This window comes from Roseivirga sp. (genome assembly GCF_049099775.1).
GTDB lineage: Bacteria > Bacteroidota > Bacteroidia > Cytophagales > Cyclobacteriaceae > Roseivirga.
The window spans coordinates 512252-532054 of sequence record NZ_JAGDZM010000002.1 but is presented as its reverse complement, the minus strand read 5'-3'; the positions used below and the strand labels follow the sequence as shown (position 1 = coordinate 532054).

Genomic DNA, 19803 nt, shown 5'->3' with positions numbered 1-19803 from the left:
GCCGTATTTATTGGTTACTTTTAAATGATGGAATTATTTGACCAAACGACATTAGAGTGCAGTAAGCTAATTACGCAGCGATACAGTACTTCTTTTACGCTAGGGATTCAGACTTTGGATAAAAAGCTCCATTACCCCATCTACGGTATCTATGGTTTCGTGCGCTATGCTGATGAAATTGTGGACACTTTTCATGATCATGACAAGGCCGATTTGCTGGCCCGTTTTAAAAAAGACACTTATAAAGCGATAGAAGAAAAAATAAGCCTAAACCCAGTGCTACATTCATTCCAGTTGGTTGTAAACAAATACAATCTAGATCATGAGTTGATTGAAGCCTTTCTGCGCAGTATGGAAATGGACTTGCAAGAAACTGTATACGATCAAGCAGGATACGAAGAATACATCTACGGATCGGCCGAAGTGATAGGGCTTATGTGTCTTAAAATCTTTTGTGAAGGTGATGAGCATTCTTATCAATCGCTTTTACCTGCTGCTAAAAGCCTAGGTTCCGCTTTTCAGAAAGTAAATTTCTTAAGAGATATTAAGAGCGATTTTCAAGAACGTGGACGAGTTTATTTTCCGGGAATCGACTTTAAAAATTTTACAACGGTAGCCAAAGAAGAAATTGAAGCCGATATTCAAAAAGATTTCGACGATGCACTGGATGGCATAAAACGCCTTCCTAAAAGTGCTCAAAAGGGCGTTTACCTGGCTTATAAGTATTACTTGAAGTTGTTCCGTAAAATTAAAAACTGCCCTGCTTCTAAAATCCAGCAACAGCGAATAAGAGTTCCTAACGCTAGGAAATTTGCCATTCTACTGGGTACCTATCTGCAAAGAAGTATCTAGTCCGAAATCCAAATCCGTTACCTAGGTCGTATTTAACATACTTTTCATAATACGGACCAAACATCTAATTCATTTTTCGGTTTAATCAATATGTTCAATCTTCAAGTTGATATTGACAATAATTCGGGTTTCTGCTTTGGAGTAGTATATGCTATAGAAATGGCCGAAGATATTCTCGAGTCAGACGGTCAGCTTTACTGCCTTGGAGACATTGTTCATAATGATGAGGAAGTCAGAAGACTTGAAGCAAAAGGTCTTCAAATCATCGATCATCAAACCCTAGCAAGTATAAACAATAGCAAAGTATTGATAAGGGCACATGGTGAACCTGCCAGCACGTATCAATTGGCTTTAGAAAACGACATAGAGTTGATAGATGCTTCTTGTCCGGTGGTTTTAAAGCTTCAGAACAGGATTAAAAACTCATTTGATAAAGAAGAGCACATCTATATTTACGGTAAACATGGTCATGCAGAAGTGATTGGCTTGCTCGGCCAAACGAATAACAAAGCAACGGTTTTCCAAGAATTGGAAGAACTTGATATTGACAGTTTGCCTAAGGAAATAACCCTTTACAGCCAGACGACTAAAAGCACAGAGAAGTTTTATGAAATTAATGAAGTGCTTGCCGAAAATGGAATTACTGTCAAATCTCATGACACGATTTGCAGGCAAGTTTCTAACCGAAACAAAGAATTGAACTACTTCGCCAAATTATTTGATGTCGTCATTTTTGTCAGCGGTACAAAATCATCAAACGGTAAGGTTTTATACCAGGTGTGTAAGAACCAGAATGAGCGTACTTACTTTGTTTCTTCCCTTGACGATGTTCGCTCAGAATGGTTCGGCAAAAATGAATCCGTTGGTATTTGTGGCGCAACCTCTACTCCGATGTGGCTAATGGAAGACGTAAAATCGCATCTAGAAAAGCTATAATTCCTAAATTGCATCGTGAAGTTTATTCAGCAACACATGGGTGTCATTATCGCTTTAACCATTGTTTTGATTTGGTCGGTAAGCCTATTTTTTGGCCTGACCCTTGACCTTGATTTTACTTCGCCACTTCTTTATGCCCTCATACTAATTCAAACACACCTTTACACAGGACTATTTATAACGGCGCATGATGCCATGCATGGTACCGTTTCTAAGAATAGAAAAGTCAACACGGTAATTGGTCATGTGACAGCTTTACTCTTTTCCTACAACTTCTATAGAAGGCTTTTTCCGAAACATCATGAACACCATCGGTTTGTAGCAACTGATAAAGATCCTGACTACCATGATGGCGGGTTCTTAGCGTGGTATTTCAGTTTTCTAAAACAGTATGTAAGCTGGCAACAAATAGTTCTAATGGCCATAACCTTCAACCTACTGAAACTCTTTCTCCCAGTTGAAAACTTGATTATTATTTGGATGCTTCCCGCAATATTGTCAACACTTCAATTGTTCTATTTTGGCACGTACCTTCCACACAGAGGAAGCCATAGCAGCGATAATCAACATAAATCACGCAGCCAAAGACCTAATCACTTCATAGCATTTATTACATGCTACTTTTTCGGTTATCACTACGAACACCATGCTTCACCCGCCACGCCTTGGTGGCGTTTGTGGAAAGTAAAGGAAAAGCAAGTCTTTTGATTTAGCTTATCTTAGGCCCTTGGCCATGGAAGAAATTGATTATCCTATCTTTCCCGAATTCAAAGAAGTTGACCTGACTGACCTAAATGTGGCAGACGTAAAAAGTCTATTGCCCGCTACAAGCTTTGAAGCTGTGAAACAGAAATATGAGGTTGGTGAAATTGACTTCTTAGTTAACTCAAGCATCTCTCCTGAAGACTTTGAAGAAAACTCTTCTTTCAAGGAACGCCTGATTTATACCTTGATTAATAGACTGCCTCTTTTCGTTATTTTCAGCTTCACGGCTAGTGGCATATTAGTGAGTCCTTGGTTTTTACTCGGCCTCATCAGTTTTCCGCTTAGCGCCTTTCTAGCGGCCTTTACATATCCTAACAGATACATTTATTATACCCTGCTAATCCTCGGAAGTATATATTCGATAGTCTTTGAGCACAACATCCTTATTTTTATTGGCCTTAGCTCCATTCTATTCTTGCTAGTCTGGAGACATAATAGGGATAAGAAAAAATCTGATACAATAATTAGAACGTCACTTGAAAGTGAAACCGCTTTCCTTGAGAACTATCTAAGCAACAAGCTTTTGGTCGTTAATAACGATCGTATATTCAATGCTCCAGACGAGGCTAATGATGTACTGAAGGAGTACATGACCAAGCACCCAAAAGAGCTATCACTTGACGATAAATTATTTTTTTGTAAGCAATGTCGGAACAAAGGATTTGACAGGTATCATGGAGTAGTTTGTGGTTTAACGCAAAAGAAACCGACTTTTTATTCAGAGTGCTCTGATTATAAAATACACCGTGGGGCGGCAAAAAAACAAAATAATAAATACAACAAGAGAGAAGCTTGGCATGAACAAGCGGTGTTTACCACAAAGTTTTCTTTTATACTGATCGATTTGCTCTTTATAGCCGTGACCATTTCGGCCATTAGCACCATTGTAAACGATCAACCATTGGCTTTCTTAACGTCAGGCATTATTTATTACCTAAGAGACAATGTCATAGGTGTGCCCGATTTTGTGCTTTTTATATTCCCTACTTTGCTTTTAATTTTAGGTGTCTTTTCAAGACTAAAGTACAAAGAGGCCTTACTGTTTGCGGCAATTCTGATCGCTATAGATACTGCCCCTATGATCTTTTTAGGCCAATACATTTATGAACCACATGCTCGGATTGTGGTTATACTTGGTGTTTTCTCAGGGTATTTCAATGTGGAAAACGCTAAAATATATGCTAAGAATTTGGCGAGTTCCAATGCTTTTCTAATGCATTATTTCAACTCCCTTCCTAAAGATAAAAAGCAATAAAAAAAGCCACCTCGTGTTCGAGATGGCTTAATATTTTGCTTTTCAATGGCTAGTGCCTGTCGTCTCTATCCATACCACCATCGACCAGATTGATAGTACGTTTTCCATAAGCTGCATTTGCCTTGGAGTGGGTCACTTGAATAATCGTCATACCTTCCTCATTTAGCTTCTGGAAAAGCTCCATGATTTCTTCAGCTTGATCTGAGTGAAGGTTACCAGTAGGCTCATCTGCCAATAAAAGTTTTGGCTGACCTATTAGTGCCCTAGCCACACCTACTAATTGCTGTTGCCCACCAGAAAGTTGCTCTGGAAACAAGTCCTTTTTCGCTACCATTTGGAAGCGATCTAGCATTTCTGCCACTAAACTTTTTCTTTCCGAAGACTTAACCCCTTTGTATAAAAGTGGCGTTTCAATGTTTTCGTATACAGTCAATTCGTCGATCAAGTGGTAAGCTTGAAATACAAAACCAATATGATGTTTATGTAAGTCTGAACGCTTTCGTTCTTTCATTTTATGAATAGGCTCATCGAAGAAGTAGTATTCACCTGAAGAAGGTTCGTCTAACATACCAATGATATTCATTAAAGTAGATTTACCTGCACCACTGGGACCCATAATGGTTACAAATTCACCCTGCTCGATTTCTAGATCTATTCCTTTCAGAATAAAAGTTCTCTGATATTTAGAGTCTATATACTTATCTATGTCTTGTAGTTTTATCATTTGTCTTGTTTAAAGTTTTGACCTCAAGCATTTACCAATTTATATGCCAAGAGCTAATATATTGATTTTCGGCTTTAAGCGAATATCAGAGCCTTGAAATATGTACGTTCCCGTTCACCCTTGTTCGATTATGACACTCTCATTCCGATCTTAATGCTTTCACTGGATTTGATTTAGCCGCCATAGTGGTTTTATAACTTACCGTTAAAAGGGCTATGGCTAAAGCGCCAAAACCAGCAAATAAGAAGGTGGTGGCTGACAAGCCAACGGCAAATGCAAAATTCTGTAACCACCAATTGGCAAGGTAATAGGCTACTGGTGAAGCAATAAGAATAGCTATGATAATGAGCGCGGCAAAATCTTTTGACAATAGATAAAGTACTTGTGCCAAGGAAGCACCAAGCACCTTGCGAACACCAATTTCTTTAATGCGTTGCTCGGTTGAAAATGAAGCCAAACCAAATAAGCCTAAACAAGCGATACTAATCGCTAAAATGGCGAAATAGATGATAATTTGACTTAACTCTTCCTCAGCACTGTAAAGTTCATTCAGGTCATCTTCCAAGAAAGAATATTCGAATGGCTGAGCTGGCGCAAATCTAGACCACTGCTCTTGAACATAGCGAATCGTTTCATTAGTATTATTATCACCTAACTTGATAAAAAGGTGCTGATAGTTAGGTAAGAAATTTGCGTAAAAGCACGATTCTGTTTTACGTTGTAAGGGCTCAAAATTGATGTTATCAATTAATCCGATGATTCTTTTCTTTTCCCATTGTCCTTGAAAATTTCTAACCTCAATCATTTCTCCAACAGGGTTATCCAAATTCAACTCACGTGCGGCTTGCCTGTTGATAATGATAGCAGCAGTAGAGTCAGTGGGAGTTTTGGGATCAAAATCTCTTCCCTCCACAACCTCAACTTCCATGGTTTTCATGTAGTCAAAATCAATGTTAATTCCGGCCAGGTTGAGTCCGCCTTCATCATCAAGTACATTTTCTGATTTAACAAACATGATGGGTCTTAAACCACCAGGTTTGCTCAGGGTGGCTGTTACACCTTCAATATTCGTGTGATTGATAAGTTCGTTCTTAAAAGTGTTGAGCTGAGGGGTAATGGCTTGGTTTGTATTGGATACCACCAGAATATTGTCCTTCTGAAAACCCAAAGACTTATTCTTCATGAAGCTAAGTTGGTTGTAAACCATTGTTGTGCCTATCATCATTACTATACTGATAACAAACTGAAAAACTACAAGTGCTTTTCGGAAAAAACCTGAGCTACCCATTCCCGGAATCAATTTTCCTTTCAATACAATAGCAGGTCTAAAGGCGGATAGGAACAACGCGGGATAAAAGCCCGAACCAAAGCCAATAATGAGCACAACGCCCATGAGTAATCCAATCACTTCTGGATTCAAGATCATATCGGCTGTCAATGTCTTGTTTATATAGTTTCCAAAAGGGGTAATTAATAACAATACTAGACCAATAGAAAGCAGGGTAGATATTATGGTCAGAATAATCGACTCACTTAAAAACTGAGTGACAAGCTGTTTTTTGTAGGCCCCTAGTACCTTTCGAATCCCCACTTCCTGAGCTCTTTTTGCCGATCTTGCAGTGGCTAAATTCATGTAATTAATACCGGCAATCAATAAAACGAAAACGGCGATGGCTGTAAAAATATAAACAACATCCATGCTACCATTCGTTACAATTTCATTCCTCAGGTTTGATTTTAAGTGGATGTCTTCAAAGGCCGTTAAATCAGGGTTAAAAGTGTTTCGCTGTTCTTCCGGAACATTCTTATCTCTAAGTTCAATCATTTTGGCAGAAACTCTATCGGCATGCATAGGGTCAGTTATCCTGATATATGTATAAAAGCCGTTTCCGTTCCAGCCATTCAAAGCATTGCCCAGACTCCTTAAAGTTTCAATTGACAATAGCATTTGAAACTGAATGTGTGAATTCTTCGGAAGGTCTTTTAAAAGTCCCGTAACGGTATAATTTATATCATTTCCGCCTTTTACGGTGAACTCTTTACCAACAACATCTAAAGATCCAAAATAGCGCATGGCGGCAGATTCTGTGAGCACTACTGTGTTTGGATCATCGAGTACTTCAGTGGCTTGGCCCCTTAGGAGCTCAAAATTGAAAAATTCTAGGAAAGTGGAATCCGCAAAAAAGTGATCTTCTTCTTTAAAAAGTTCGGTATCAACCTCAATAATGATCTGCTGACCAGCGGCACCTATTCTTGTAAAGGCAGTCACTTCTGGCAGCTCATTATATAAAGCGGGCCCTAATGCTGAGCCTGTGTTGGGATATTTATAATTTCCGCTGGAAAGCTGAAGCTCATTATTAATTCGGAAAATCTTATCGCTATCTGTGTGGAATTTGTCGTAACTGGTTTCGTACCTAACAACGAGCACAATCAGCAGAAAGGCAGTGATACCTAGTGTGAGACCGAGGATATTAACACCGGCATATCCAGGGTTTTTACGAATTGTACGAAGGACGATTAAAAAATAATTCTTGAGCATAGCGATTGACTTAGTATAACTAAGCTACGCTTTTTCTAAAAAGTGTAAAACCCACCTTGTTCCTGCGGTGGAAAAAGCAACATTGCACATACAAATGCTAGTATGGAGAGTACAAAGCCGATCATGAACGTGGTATAACAACCACGAAGAAGTTTGTATTTCTTACCAAGCACTACGCCCAGAAAGTAAATATCTTTGATCATACTACCATAAAGGTAATCTGCGTCCTTCATCATTTCTTTCATCGCCCAATCGTACCGATCGAGTTTCATTTTATGGAAGTTTCCGAAGAATAATAAGTTGGTTTTTCTATCCAATACGTCATCGTCGGTAAAAACACCAGAAGACACATTCGGTCGCGTCGCCAAAATAGCCAATACAATTGTGGTAAGACACACCACAACCAACATTATAGTTGGTATAACTAGGTTAGGATATTCATTCAGTTTTCTGATCAATACTGAAACAACTACTGAAAGAATAATGGTGTTTACCGAAATCATAATGTTGGCCTTATTGTCAGCCATTGCACTCAATTCCAGATGGTTTTTCGAAGTGGTTCGAAACATAGTTTCTACACCTCTATCTGGCTTTAAAGTAACTTTTTTCTCAAGTTTAGTCACTTTTGCTTCCAGCTCGGCTATGTACTTGGCCTCTTTCTTTTTGCTTTTGTACGCCTTTTTTATTGTCTGCAAATTTTGATCTTTTATTGGCCCCAGAAATTGCTTGCCATACGATGTAAAAAACTCATGGTCTTTGAAGAATTTATAATTCATCTCATTCCAGTCGTCATCGGCAATTTCTTGGCCTTTCATATGCTCAACTTCCTTGTGCATTTTAGCGGCCATCTTTTGATAGTCATCACATGCCAGGTGATGCAAATCGGCATCGCATATTACTTGCTCAAGTAAATTCTTGGGGCTTTGCGGCATTTTTGTAGCCGCAATACAACCAACTACTTTTGCAATTTTATCCTCCGGATAAGACGCTTCTTCTAGAAAGTTCTTTGCGATTTTGGCGCTTGACTGTTCATGGTTTTCGCAACCCTCACGATAACCCGTATCATGAAACCAAGCAGCAATAGTAAGTACCTCAATATCATCTTCACCCAAGCCACATTCTTTACCAATCATTTGGCTCGCCTTTACAACTCTACTCGTATGGTAGTCGTCGTGATATACGAACTTTTCTGGAATCTCATTTTCCAGAATTGATTTGGCGTATGCCTCAGTTTTTTCTACAATATTATTGCCTGCCACAATTAGGTTTTAAAGCGTATAAATATAAGCTGCTCATTTTAAATTACATACAATGACCCTTTTTGTTTGACTTATAGGTTACAATAAGACAAGTCTAGTATATATGATGAATCATAAGCTGCGTATTTTTGTTCCATCAATCATGAAAAAAACGTTTAAGACCTTCTTTATTTTATTCTTGCTCTCAAATTCTTTTGGGCTTGTAAGTCAGGAGCAGAACAAATTGGCTTACGACATTGATAATCCGGACGAACGCTATGTACTACCTGAGTATCTAGAAGAGGTTTCTGCGCTTACGTTCTACCAAAAAGATCAATTGGCGATGCTCAACGATGAGAAGGGGAGAATGTATGTGCTTGATTTAAATACAAAGAAAATTGTACATCGGGTTCGGTTTGAAGGGAATGGTGATTTTGAAGGATTAGAACGTGTAGGTGATTATATCTACGCCATCGAAAGCAACGGAAAACTTTATAGGTTCAATGTGAAAATGGAAGGCGTTGTTGAGAAAATAAAGACTCCTTTCGATTCTGGTAATAATGTGGAAGGCTTAGGTTATGATGCACAGACAGGTCACCTTTTATTCGCCTTAAAAGAGGATGGTGATATCAAAGACGTAAGCGTAAAGGGAAAAGCGATTTATGGTTTTCATTTGGAAACTGAAAAATTTAAAAAGACTCCCATTCATATTGTAAAGCATAAAGATTTAAAACGGGTTCTTGGCGATAAATACAAATTCAAACCGTCAGGGGTAGCAGTGCACCCTCTTACAAGGGAAGTATATATCATTGCTGCAGCAGGTCAATCACTGCTCGTGTGTAGCCCAGAAGGTGAGCCATTACACTTAAGCAAGCTCAAAAGCACAATTTTCCCTCAACCTGAGGGGATCGCATTTGCCCCCAACGGCGATATGTTTATTTCTAGCGAAGTAGATGGTGAAGGTGGGGTAGTCTTGAAATTTAAGGCGAATTGACAACCCAAATGCGCAAGAATATTATCTTTTTTGTAGCATATGTTTCTTTGAAAAGAATTATTTTAAGTCAAGAACGGTTACTACATCAGCCAAACTTCTCACTAACATGAAAATCCGCCTGCTATTCGCTTTCACGCTTCTCTTACTCTTCGGTTTTAATTCAACAAATGCATACCAAGACAAACCAATCCATTCAGTATTCTTGATTGGAGATGCTGGTGAGCCTTATGAAAACCCAGTACTCGAGTTGTTAAAAAAGGAACTGGATAAAGTTGGCAACAAAGGTAGCGTCGTCTTTTTAGGCGATAATATCTACCCGAAAGGGATGCCTCCTGTAGGGCACCCATTGCGTCGCGAAGCGGAAAAAGCCGCAGATGGGCAAATAAATGCAGTAAAAGATTTTAAGGGTAATATAGTATTTGTACCAGGGAACCATGATTGGGCACAAGGACGGGACAATGGTTTAGAGTGGCTGAGATTGCAAGAACAGTATGTAGAAAATGCCTTGGATAGTGCCGATGTATGGTTGCCTTCAAGAGGCTGTCCGGGACCAGTTGAAGTAGAACTGAACGATAAGATGACATTAATCTTAGTTGATACGCAATGGTTCTTACATAAGAGTAACAAACCGACTCTAGGTTGTGGCGTATTAAGTCTTACCCAAGTAGCCGCCTTATTTCAAGATGCTTTAAAACGAAACGCTCATAAAAAAGTAATTGTGGCTACGCATCACCCGATGTACACCTATGGGATTCATGGTGGTGTTTTTAGCTTTAAAGATCATTTGTTCCCACTTACTGCTTCAAAAAAGCTCAAAAACTTCTACTTACCACTGCCAGTACTTGGTTCTATTTATCCCCTCTATAGAAAATGGTTTGGCAATATTCAAGACACCTCCCATCCACAGTATAAGAGGTTTAGAGATGGTATGGTTTCACTGATGTCGGAGCACCCAGACATTGTTCACGTTGCAGGTCATGAGCACGCCCTAGAGCATATTGAAAAAGAGGGTATGCACTTTATCGTAAGTGGTGCTGGTGCAAAAAATAATGCACATGTTAAGCAAAAAGGCGATGCTCAGTTTGCGGCAAATACAATGGGGTTTGCAAGGCTTGATTACTTTGAAAATGGTCGCACAGAATTACACTTCTTTACACCAGAAAATAATGAGGCAAAATCGATTTATAATACTGTGATTTCTGAAAAGCCTTTTAGCCCTAAGCCAGAAGATCTTTTAAAAGCATATAGTAATATTTCTTTTCAAGGGAAGGATACTGTCTTTGCTGCAAGTAAGAAATATATAGGAAGGTCTAAGTTTCATAAATCACTATTGGGAGAAAACCATCGGAAGGAATGGGCGGCTGAGCTAAACTTCCCAATTTTTGATATTGCTACAGAAAAAGGAGGGTTATCGGTAATCCAAAAAGGTGGCGGACACCAAACCACATCGCTTCGATTAAAAGCAGCTGATGGCAAGCAATATGTGCTCCGATCGATGGATAAGAATCCAGCTTTAACGCTGCCACCTGAACTCCGAAATACATTTATCAAAAGCGTAGTTCAAGATGGAATTTCTGCCTCTCACCCTTATGCCCCATTAGTTGTACCGCCTTTGGCTGATGCTGCGGGTATTTTTCATGCGAACCCAAAAATTGTCTTCATACCAGACGATCCGAGATTTGGAATCTACAGAAAAGAGCTCGCTAATTCACTCGCCATTTTTGAAGAACGAGTGAATAAAAAACAGGCAAAAGAAGAAATGTTCGGCGCAGCGGATGACGTAATTTCTAGCCCAGATTTATACGCTAAGCTTAAAAAAGACAACGATAATATGGTTGACCAAAAGTTTGTTGTTAGAAACAGACTTTTCGACATGTGGTTAGGCGATTGGGACAGGCATGATGATCAGTGGCGTTGGATTGAATATGACGGCAAAGACGATGAAAAGACTTATAAACCTATTCCTAGAGATAGAGACCAAGTATTCTTTGCTGGCGAAGGTGCCTTCAAAAAGTTAGCCGCTTCAAAATGGGCACAACCTGCATTTAAAGGTTTCGAAGAGGAAATCAGCTATACCCCTGCCTATGGCTTCTATAGAATTAGGTGGTTCGATAGGTATTTTATGACAGAGCCTTCTTTAGAAGACTGGATTTACCAGGCCAATGAACTCAAGGAAGCTTTAACTGATAAAGTAATTGAAGACGCTATCAGAATTTGGCCTGACGAGATTTATGATCTCCGCGGAAAAGAGATTATTAGAAAGTTAAAAACTAGAAGAGACCAGCTGGCTAAATCGGCCGAAGAATACTTTCGATTTATCTCTAAAGGCGTTGATGTTTTGGGTAGCGATAAGCGCGAGCAATTCGAAGTTGAACGAATTGATGATGAAAACACACGCGTTTTGGTTAGAAAAATCACTAAGAAAGGAAACTTAGACAAGGTCCTTTACGACAGAACTTTCAAAACTTCGATTACTGATGAGGTTAGGCTTTTCGGCTTTGGAGGTGAAGACGTTTTTAAAGTAAAAGGTGAGGTAAAAAAGGGCATTATCATAAGAATTATCGCGGGTGATGACAAAGACATAATCACCGACGAAAGCAATGTAAAAAGCGGTAAGAAAAAGACGATCGTTTACGATGCGCTGACAGGCAATGAATTAAATGCTAGCCTTGAAACCAAAGACCTTAGAACGGACAATGATCCTGATATCAACAGGTACAACATGGAGGAATTCGACTTTGATGTGAGGATGCCGCTATTGTCGTTCAACTTTAACCCTGACGACGGTATTTTCATAGGCGCCGGAATGATGTTCAAAAAGGATGGGTTTAGAAAAGAGCCATTCGCATCACAGCAAAGCTTTACTGCCAATTATGCCTTAGCGACATCTTCATATAATATTGAATATAGCGGTGAATTTACTGATGCCATCGGTAAGGCTGACTTCCTTTTAGATGCTAGTATTAAAGCTCCCAACTTTGTAAATAACTTCTTTGGGCTTGGAAATGAGACTGATTATAATGAGGACTTAGATTTGACTTTCTATAGAACAAGATTTCAAGAAGTATCGATTAGTCCTTCGCTAAACATCAACTTGGGCACTAAGGGCAACGTGAATTTAGGTACTCACTATTCAAGAATTGAAATCCAAGAGAGCACAGATCGCTTTATTGGTGACTTCACAAATAATGGACTAGATGCGGCTGGTTTATTCGATGGCAAAGAATATTTAGGTGGCAGCATCGGTTTGCATTTTGATACTAAAACGGAAGGTGTTGTTCCAAAACGAGGGATCACTTTTAATACTACATTGAACTATAATGGTGGGTTAAATGATAATTCGCAGAATAGTGCACAATGGAATTCCGACCTGACCTTCCGCTGGGCACTCGGGCCATTCGAAAGAACTTCTTTGGCTACTAGAGTGGGGTATCAGAAAAGTTTTGGTGACTTCGAGTTCTTTCAGGCGAGTCTTTTAGATGGTTTTAACACGCTTAGAGGTTATAGAAGATTTAGGTTTGCTGGGGAAAGCAGCTTTTACCATCAGGTAGATTTAAGAATAGACTTATTCGAATGGAGAAACTATATCTTACCTTCTAAAGTTGGCTTAATACTTTTCAATGATATTGGTAAAGTTTGGGTTGACGGCGAAGATTCTGAAACGCTTCACCATGGCTATGGAGGGGGATTTTATATCACCCCTTTTGGTAGCTTCGCTGTAAACTTACTTTTAGCAAAGTCAGAAGAATCGTTATTGCCTTTGGTTAAATTTGGTTTCTACTTTTAAGGCACTTTTGTGTTTAGCTTAAGTCTGGAAGAATTACCGTAAAAGTAGTCCCTTCATTCACTTTTGTTTCATAGTCGATGGTGCCACCATGCATCTCAACGAACTGTTTAACAATAACTAAGCCTAGGCCTGTACCTTCGATGTCTCCTACGTTTGACGCTCTAGAAAAGGATTCAAAAAGACCAGCTTGATCTTTCTTTGGTATGCCTATACCAAAATCGGTGATGGCCAATCGAAGAGATTTTTCCTCGAAAGAGATCAGTAATTCTGGGTTCTTTTTATCTACTGAATATTTTAGGGCATTGTTCAGTAGGTTAGAAAGCACATGACTTATCAGCAAACTATCAAGCAAAACCTGACGTTCCTTACCTTCGGTTTTTATATCAATACCTCTATTCTTAAATGGCACCGAGTTTTCTAGTACCACTTGCTTGGCAATACCTGTAATTGAAGTAATCTCTTTATTCAGTCTAGCTTTACCAACATCTAACCTCCCCAAGGTAAAGACATCTTTCAGTAGTGAGTTCAGTCGCTCGAGTTCTGTTCTGATTCGGGTTACGTGTTTAGAAAGCTTTAAGTCAACTGGAACACTAGATTTATCTAAGTACATCGCAATTAACTCATTACTCGATTGAATAGTGGTTAATGGGGTTCTAAACTCGTGCGAAGCCATAGATATGAAACTTGACTTGAGTTTATTTAACTGGCGTTCTTTATCCAGAACTTTAATAATTTCAGAAATGTCTCGGGTAGAAGATTGAATGTATTTAGTCCGCTGATCGCTATCTAGAATAGCGGTCATAGAAATGCCCACCCAGAGGTACTCACCATCTTTCTTTTTCAGGCGGAAAGACGTAATGGTATCTTTTCTTCCGTTCTTGATGGTATCTTTAATAGCTTGGCCTAATTTCTCGCTATCTTCTGGATGAACATGTTGATAGACATCAGTAATCGCCATTGTTTCTTCCACAGTTAAACCCGCTAATCGATAGCAAGAAGGAGAAACAAAGGTGAAGTTTCCGGCGAGATCATGTAGAGCAATTACATCTCCTGAATTTTCAGAAACCAACTTATACTGCTCTTCTTGTTCTCTAAGTTTGTCTTCTGTAATTTTCTTTTCGGTAATATCTGTTTTATTGGAACGTATGTAAATTGCTTCCTCCTCATCATTGAGAATTATACCTCCAGTGACTTTTACCCAGCGCCATTCTCCAGACTTATGAAGGAACCTAAATTCAGCTGAGCTATCTTTAACCTTATTTTCGATGGCCTCCTGCATGGAACCAGCAATCATTGGTAAGTCTTCAGGATGAATAAACTCAGTGGTATTTCTACCCAACATTTCTTCAGGCGCATAGCCCATTGTATCTTTTATGGAAGGTGAGATAAAGATATAATCTCCTTTAGTATCCATAAGTGATACGATGTCGTTCGAATTTTCTGTGATTAGCTTATATCGTTCTTGGCTCTCTTTTAGCTTTTGTTGCGCTTCAATTCTATCCGTTACGTTTCTTGTAGATGTTTGGAGATAAATGGCCCTTTCGGTTTCGTTGTCAAAAATGGCACCTGCCACGGTTTCTAGCCACTGCTTCTGGTTATTGATATCGTAAGCCTGATACACCATTGTCGCCGTTTTCTGCTCTCCTCTAATGACAGACAATATCGTATCTCTAAGCAAGTTTCTATTCTCTTCCTCAATAAACTCTTCTAAGCCGAGTTTTTGCATTTCTTCAGGCGTGTATCCTAATACATCAGTTGAAGATGGGCTTACAAAAACAAACTCACCTGTAACTTCATGCAGGCAAATACAATCACTCGAGTTCTCGGAAATAAGCTTGTATTTCGCTTCACTTTCTTGCAACTGAGACTGTGCTTCTTTTAGCGAAGTGATATTGGATAATGATCCAACAGCTCGTTGCGGTTTGCCTTGACTATTGTAAATAATTCGAGCCTTGAAAAGAGCCCAAATAATTCTTCCATTTTTAGCGACAAGCCTAATCTCTAAGGTTAGATCGCCTTCTTGCGCTTTATAAGTGGCATTAATTTTATCAATAAATTCTTGCGCCTCCTCTGCAATTATATATTTCGAAATCAGCTTGTCATCTAGTGGCCTAACTTCAGGAGGTATTTCCATTCCTTCCCAGAATTGTGGTGATAAATAGGAGTATTTAGACACAAAGTCATACTCCCAGATTACATCGTTTGTACCCTCAACAGCCAGCTGATATCGTTCATTACTTTCCTTAATTTCTCGTTCTAGGTTCTTTCTTACTGTTACATCTTGAAGTATGGTAATAAAACATTCTTGATTTTGGAATTCAAGCGGCATCGTAGAGGCGCTTACCCAAAACGATTCACCATTCTTGTTTTTTAGCAGTAATTCATGATTCTGCACATGGCCATAGCGCGTAAGGTCTTCTATATAAGCCTTTCTCCCCTCAAAATTTTCATAAAACTGAATCACCTTTTTTCCCAGGAAGTCGGAAGGCGACATTTCATAAACTTTGAAGAGTATTTCATTCGCAAAAATGGAAGTACCTCCCTCTTTTGTAGAAATAAAAACAGGATCTGGTAAAGCATCAACAATACTTTTCAAGCGTTGCTGGCTTAGCTCTAGGTTCAACCTTGACCTTCGAATGCTGTCAATGTCAATACTGATACCATCAATTCTGATTGGTCTATCATCTTCGAAAAATACACTTACCCTATCTCTAGCGTACCGATATTCTACGCCCTTTCTCTTTACCCTGTAGGAATAACTCGCAAAACCTGTTCCAAGGGCATTAACCATTTCTTCTAAAACCCGATCTCTATCATCCGGATGAATTAGTTTTTGCCATTCTTCAATGGTTTTCGGGGGTAATTCAAGTTGCTCTATATTACCATGTTGAGCTAAGGGGTCGTTATGATAAATAATTTCATATGGTTCTGAAGTAAGATTTATCGACCAGACTGTTTCTGTAAGATTAGAGATAACTGAGGATAGATCGACCTCCCTCTTCTTCGCATCCGCAAAATCGTTTAAAGTATCCCTAAAAATGTTTTCCATCACACTATTGCTTCGTCAGCCATGAAATTGATTATTTTTAAAGTACTATTTTAATGGTATTGAGCCAATTAAAATAATAATTTCAGATATTCACCTAAATAAAGTCTCTAACATGGAACAGGCCTATAGCCAAAGTCCGAGGATATTGATTGTCGAGGATGAACCGTTTATTGCGGAGAATCTACAAGAAATGTTAAGTATTTTCGGCTACGAAGAAACGGAAATTGCCAACTCCGCAAACCAAGCCATCAAAGCAATAAAGAGTTCTAGACCTGATTTGGTGCTCTTAGATGTGAAAATAAAGGGAGATCAAGACGGAATTGAGCTTGGTGCTATCATTAAAGAGCAATACAAGGTTCCATTCGTATACATCACATCTTATTCTGATAAAGAAACGATTAACCGTGCTAAACATACGCAGCCTTTAGGTTTTATTGTAAAGCCTTTTACTAAGGATGACGTGTATGCGGCCATTGAGGTAGCCTTGTTTAATAAAAACAGAGTTGCTGGAAATGCTGCTGCCGGCCCTATGGTTGCTGCCAACCCAACTACTTATAGCAACGATTCCATTTTTGTTAAGAAAAAGAGTCTTTTAGAAAAGGTTAAGTACGAAGACCTGCATTGGATTGAAGCGGATGGAAACCACATCACCATTCATGCGAGTGATGGTAGAGATTATACCATTAGAAAGTCTTTAAAGGAAATAACGGATAAACTACCTAAAGACAGGTTTTTACGTGTTCATAAGTCATTTGTAGTGCTTGTTGAAGCTGTAACAGCTATTGATACGAACTTTGTTTATTTGGGAGAAAAGAAGATTCCTATTGGAAGGTCTTATTACAACGCTTTCACGGCTACCTTAAATACGATTAGCGCTAGTTAATTTCTACTATAAGAGTAAAGTACCACCGGCTGATTATTTGCTAATTCACTAATAGTATAAAACTGATTGCCATTGGTATGCCAAGCTATGGCTTCGCCTTGTGGCTCAACAGTATAATTGAGTTTAGAAGGGGTAGTGGCTAAAAGTTCTCCTATACTTTCATTTCCAGTTTTTACCCAATGATAAATATTCAAATAATTTTTAATCAATACTTGACTACCATCTAGGGAAATATCTGCCGCTGTAATTTGAGTAAATGGCAATACGGTAACTCTTTCGGCAGTATCCATCTCTGCTAAATTCTGTGGAAAAGGTAATACATAAAGGATTACGCTTGCCTCCCTTTTTGAGACGATATAAACATCATTAGAAGAAGGGTCTACCATAAGTGCTTCTGCATCTCTCGGACCATCTTCATAGACATAATTAATCGTTTCTACGTTGGAAAGTGTCGAAGTAGCCGGTATATCAGCCACGTTTAAATCTGGCTCTGGAACCCTATATATAGCTCTACTGGGTCGTTCTCCTCGGTTATCGCCAATGTCACCTGCATATAAATAGTTTGTATTAGGAACAGGCCCTGTACCGATGGCAACATCTTCCCAGTCCAAATTCTGAGCACCATCAATCACAAATCGACCTGAATCTGCACCCGCTTCAGTCATCAGAAAAAGTACAGGATCTCCACCGCTATCATTATGAGACCACAAATAAAGTGGGTTCGACCTACTGTGTGCTAAGCCTGAGGCTTCATCTAAATCAGAGATTTGAATTTCACCTAAAGACTGTCTATCAGAAAATAGATCACTCAATTCTTGGTCATCCAACTGAGGGTTGGTGTCTTGGCCAGAATCTTTACAACCATTGGCACAAATTGATAAAACTACTAAGGCAGCGAATATCCTTTTCATGATGAACTTTATTGAGTTTACAGAAATTCTGTGCATCACTTTAGCTATTAACTGCCCTTAGAAAATTTTAGTATAGAAAAAGCTATTTCAAACTAGCTCTTACTTTGGCGACTTTGGCTTTTGTAAGGGTAGTCTTAGATTTGTTTTCCCAAGAATTCATGACATAGTTCAATACATCAGCAATGTCCTGATCGTCAAGACCGCTAGCTGGCATTACTTGATTGTATTTAGTGCCATTCACCTCAATTTCACCTGATAATCCTTTAATAAGGCCAGCGATAGCTCTATCTACATCTTTCATTAAATAGTCTGATTTAGCTAAAGGAGGAAAAACAGTTGGGATACCTTGGCCACTATCCATATGGCAGGCTAAACATACGGCGCTGTAAGTGCTTTTTCCTGCTTCCATGCTCTTCTTTAAGGTATTATCCTGATCCTTGAAAGTGAATGATGCCATCATGATTCCTAGAAGAACGACTACTTGAATTGATCTTTTCATAATTATTTGCGTTTCTGTATGCTAAAATACTGATTTATTGAAACGTACAAGCAATATGCCAAACAGATAAAAGGGGCTTTTTTTAATTAAATATCAATCTCAACTTGATTTCTTATCAAATCTTCGAACTCTTCACGCTTTCTTATCAAATGTGCCTCGCCATTCAGTATTAATACCTCGGCAGGTTTCAACCTTGAATTATAATTAGAAGCCATACTAAATGCATAAGCACCAGCATTTTTAAAAGCCAAAATATCTCCTTCTTTTACTTCGTCAAGTTTTCTATCTAGACCAAAAGTGTCTGTCTCGCAGATATACCCCACTACAGTGTAAACCCGTTTGGTATCAGAAGAGTTAGAAATATTGACAATCTCGTGATAGGAATCGTACATCATAGGTCTAACCAAATGGTTCATTCCTGAATCTACTCCTACAAAAACGGTGGCTGGTGTGGTTTTTACCACGTTAGTTTTTACTAAAAATAAGCCTGCCTCACTCACTATATATTTTCCTGGCTCGAACCACATTTCAAGTTCTCTGCCATAGTCGGCACAAAAATTCTTGAATGACTCACCCAGTTTCTTCCCTAAGTCTTCTATATCCGTAGTGATATCTCCAGACTTATATGCCACTTTAAAACCTGATCCAAAATCAATAAACTGAAGGTTCTCGAAATTTTTGGCAGTATCAAAAAGAATTTCAGAGGCACGTAAGAATACTTCTGAGTCTAAAATGTCAGACCCTGTATGCATGTGCAGCCCTACCACATTCAAATCGTAAGTTTTTACAACACGGAGAATATGAGCCATTTGGTAAATAGAAATACCAAACTTAGAATCGGCGTGACCTGTCGATATCTTTTTATTCCCTCCAGCCATAATATGAGGGTTCAATCGGATGCAAACAGGTACTGAACCATGGAATTCATGTCCAAATTGCTCCAGAATAGAAATATTATCAAGGTTAATCATCACACCGATTTCTACTGCTTCCTTTATTTCATTAAAAGAAACACAATTTGGCGTATACAAAATTTGATCTGGAGTAAACCCTGCCCTTAAGCCCAATCGCACTTCTTGAATAGAAACACAATCTAGTTCTGATCCATAGCTTCTAAGCAACTTGAGAATAGACAGATTTGTCAAAGATTTACAAGCATATTTGACCTTAAGCTTCACACCACCAAAGGCGTTATTTAGTCGGTCAAACTGTGCACGAATCTTATCGGCATCATAGACGTACAAAGGCGTGCCATATGCTTTGGCAAGGTCGAGTAAATCGACGCCTTGTACATTATATCTGTCGTTTTCAAGTAACATGATCAATAAATTGAGCGGCAAATATAAGCGCTAAAAAAGAAAAAGAGGAAGC

General features: G+C 38.9%; 14 protein-coding genes. 7 read left to right on the top strand and 7 right to left on the bottom strand.

What is annotated here, in order from left to right:
• Window positions 1-24 precede the first annotated feature (24 nt).
• From JXQ92_RS04435 to JXQ92_RS04420, 4 genes are all read left to right on the top strand, one after another.
• The gene (locus tag JXQ92_RS04435) at window positions 25-852 is read left to right on the top strand and encodes a phytoene/squalene synthase family protein (protein WP_421985376.1); all 828 of its coding nucleotides are present in this window, start codon (window positions 25-27) and stop codon (window positions 850-852) included.
• Between the two features lie 90 nt (window positions 853-942).
• Window positions 943-1788, top strand: coding sequence for a 4-hydroxy-3-methylbut-2-enyl diphosphate reductase (locus JXQ92_RS04430; RefSeq protein WP_421985375.1), 846 nt, complete (start codon window positions 943-945; stop codon window positions 1786-1788).
• 36 nt (window positions 1789-1824) lie between these two features.
• On the top strand, window positions 1825-2496 hold the full coding sequence (locus JXQ92_RS04425) for a fatty acid desaturase (protein WP_421985396.1): 672 nt from the start codon (window positions 1825-1827) through the stop codon (window positions 2494-2496).
• Window positions 2497-2521: 25 nt separating this feature from the next.
• Complete coding sequence (locus tag JXQ92_RS04420; RefSeq protein WP_421985374.1) at window positions 2522-3808, top strand: hypothetical protein; 1287 nt, start codon at window positions 2522-2524, stop codon at window positions 3806-3808.
• Between the two features lie 49 nt (window positions 3809-3857).
• Here JXQ92_RS04420 and JXQ92_RS04415 read toward each other — a convergent pair whose 3' ends face one another.
• From JXQ92_RS04415 to JXQ92_RS04405, 3 genes are all read right to left on the bottom strand, one after another.
• On the bottom strand, window positions 3858-4532 hold the full coding sequence (locus JXQ92_RS04415; RefSeq protein WP_421985373.1) for an ABC transporter ATP-binding protein: 675 nt from the start codon (window positions 4530-4532) through the stop codon (window positions 3858-3860).
• A 139-nt stretch (window positions 4533-4671) separates the two neighbouring features.
• The gene (locus JXQ92_RS04410) at window positions 4672-7071 is read right to left on the bottom strand and encodes an ABC transporter permease (protein ID WP_421985372.1); all 2400 of its coding nucleotides are present in this window, start codon (window positions 7069-7071) and stop codon (window positions 4672-4674) included.
• A 35-nt stretch (window positions 7072-7106) separates the two neighbouring features.
• Window positions 7107-8330, bottom strand: coding sequence for a Pycsar system effector family protein (locus tag JXQ92_RS04405; protein ID WP_421985371.1), 1224 nt, complete (start codon window positions 8328-8330; stop codon window positions 7107-7109).
• Window positions 8331-8472: 142 nt separating this feature from the next.
• Between JXQ92_RS04405 and JXQ92_RS04400 the strand changes: the two genes are divergently transcribed.
• On the top strand, window positions 8473-9303 hold the full coding sequence (locus tag JXQ92_RS04400) for an SdiA-regulated domain-containing protein (RefSeq protein ID WP_421985370.1): 831 nt from the start codon (window positions 8473-8475) through the stop codon (window positions 9301-9303).
• 106 nt (window positions 9304-9409) lie between these two features.
• Window positions 9410-13090, top strand: coding sequence for a metallophosphoesterase (locus tag JXQ92_RS04395; RefSeq protein ID WP_421985369.1), 3681 nt, complete (start codon window positions 9410-9412; stop codon window positions 13088-13090).
• 13 nt (window positions 13091-13103) lie between these two features.
• Here the strand turns inward: JXQ92_RS04395 and JXQ92_RS04390 are convergent, their stop codons facing one another.
• Window positions 13104-16139, bottom strand: coding sequence for a PAS domain-containing sensor histidine kinase (locus tag JXQ92_RS04390; RefSeq protein ID WP_421985368.1), 3036 nt, complete (start codon window positions 16137-16139; stop codon window positions 13104-13106).
• Between the two features lie 112 nt (window positions 16140-16251).
• On the opposite strand from JXQ92_RS04390, the gene JXQ92_RS04385 reads away from it, so the two are divergent.
• Complete coding sequence (locus JXQ92_RS04385) at window positions 16252-17022, top strand: response regulator (protein ID WP_421985367.1); 771 nt, start codon at window positions 16252-16254, stop codon at window positions 17020-17022.
• Here JXQ92_RS04385 and JXQ92_RS04380 read toward each other — a convergent pair.
• The 3 genes from JXQ92_RS04380 to lysA all read right to left on the bottom strand — a co-directional run bounded on the left by JXQ92_RS04380 (window position 17019) and on the right by lysA (window position 19751).
• Window positions 17019-17933 (bottom strand): hypothetical protein, encoded by a 915-nt coding sequence (locus JXQ92_RS04380; RefSeq protein ID WP_421985366.1) that lies wholly within the window; start codon window positions 17931-17933, stop codon window positions 17019-17021. The genes JXQ92_RS04385 and JXQ92_RS04380 overlap by 4 nt on opposite strands.
• 82 nt (window positions 17934-18015) lie before the next feature.
• The gene (locus JXQ92_RS04375; protein WP_421985365.1) at window positions 18016-18432 is read right to left on the bottom strand and encodes a c-type cytochrome; all 417 of its coding nucleotides are present in this window, start codon (window positions 18430-18432) and stop codon (window positions 18016-18018) included.
• An 86-nt stretch (window positions 18433-18518) separates the two neighbouring features.
• Window positions 18519-19751, bottom strand: a complete 1233-nt coding sequence (lysA, locus tag JXQ92_RS04370) for a diaminopimelate decarboxylase (RefSeq protein WP_421985364.1) — start codon at window positions 19749-19751, stop codon at window positions 18519-18521.
• Window positions 19752-19803: the final 52 nt, after the last annotated feature.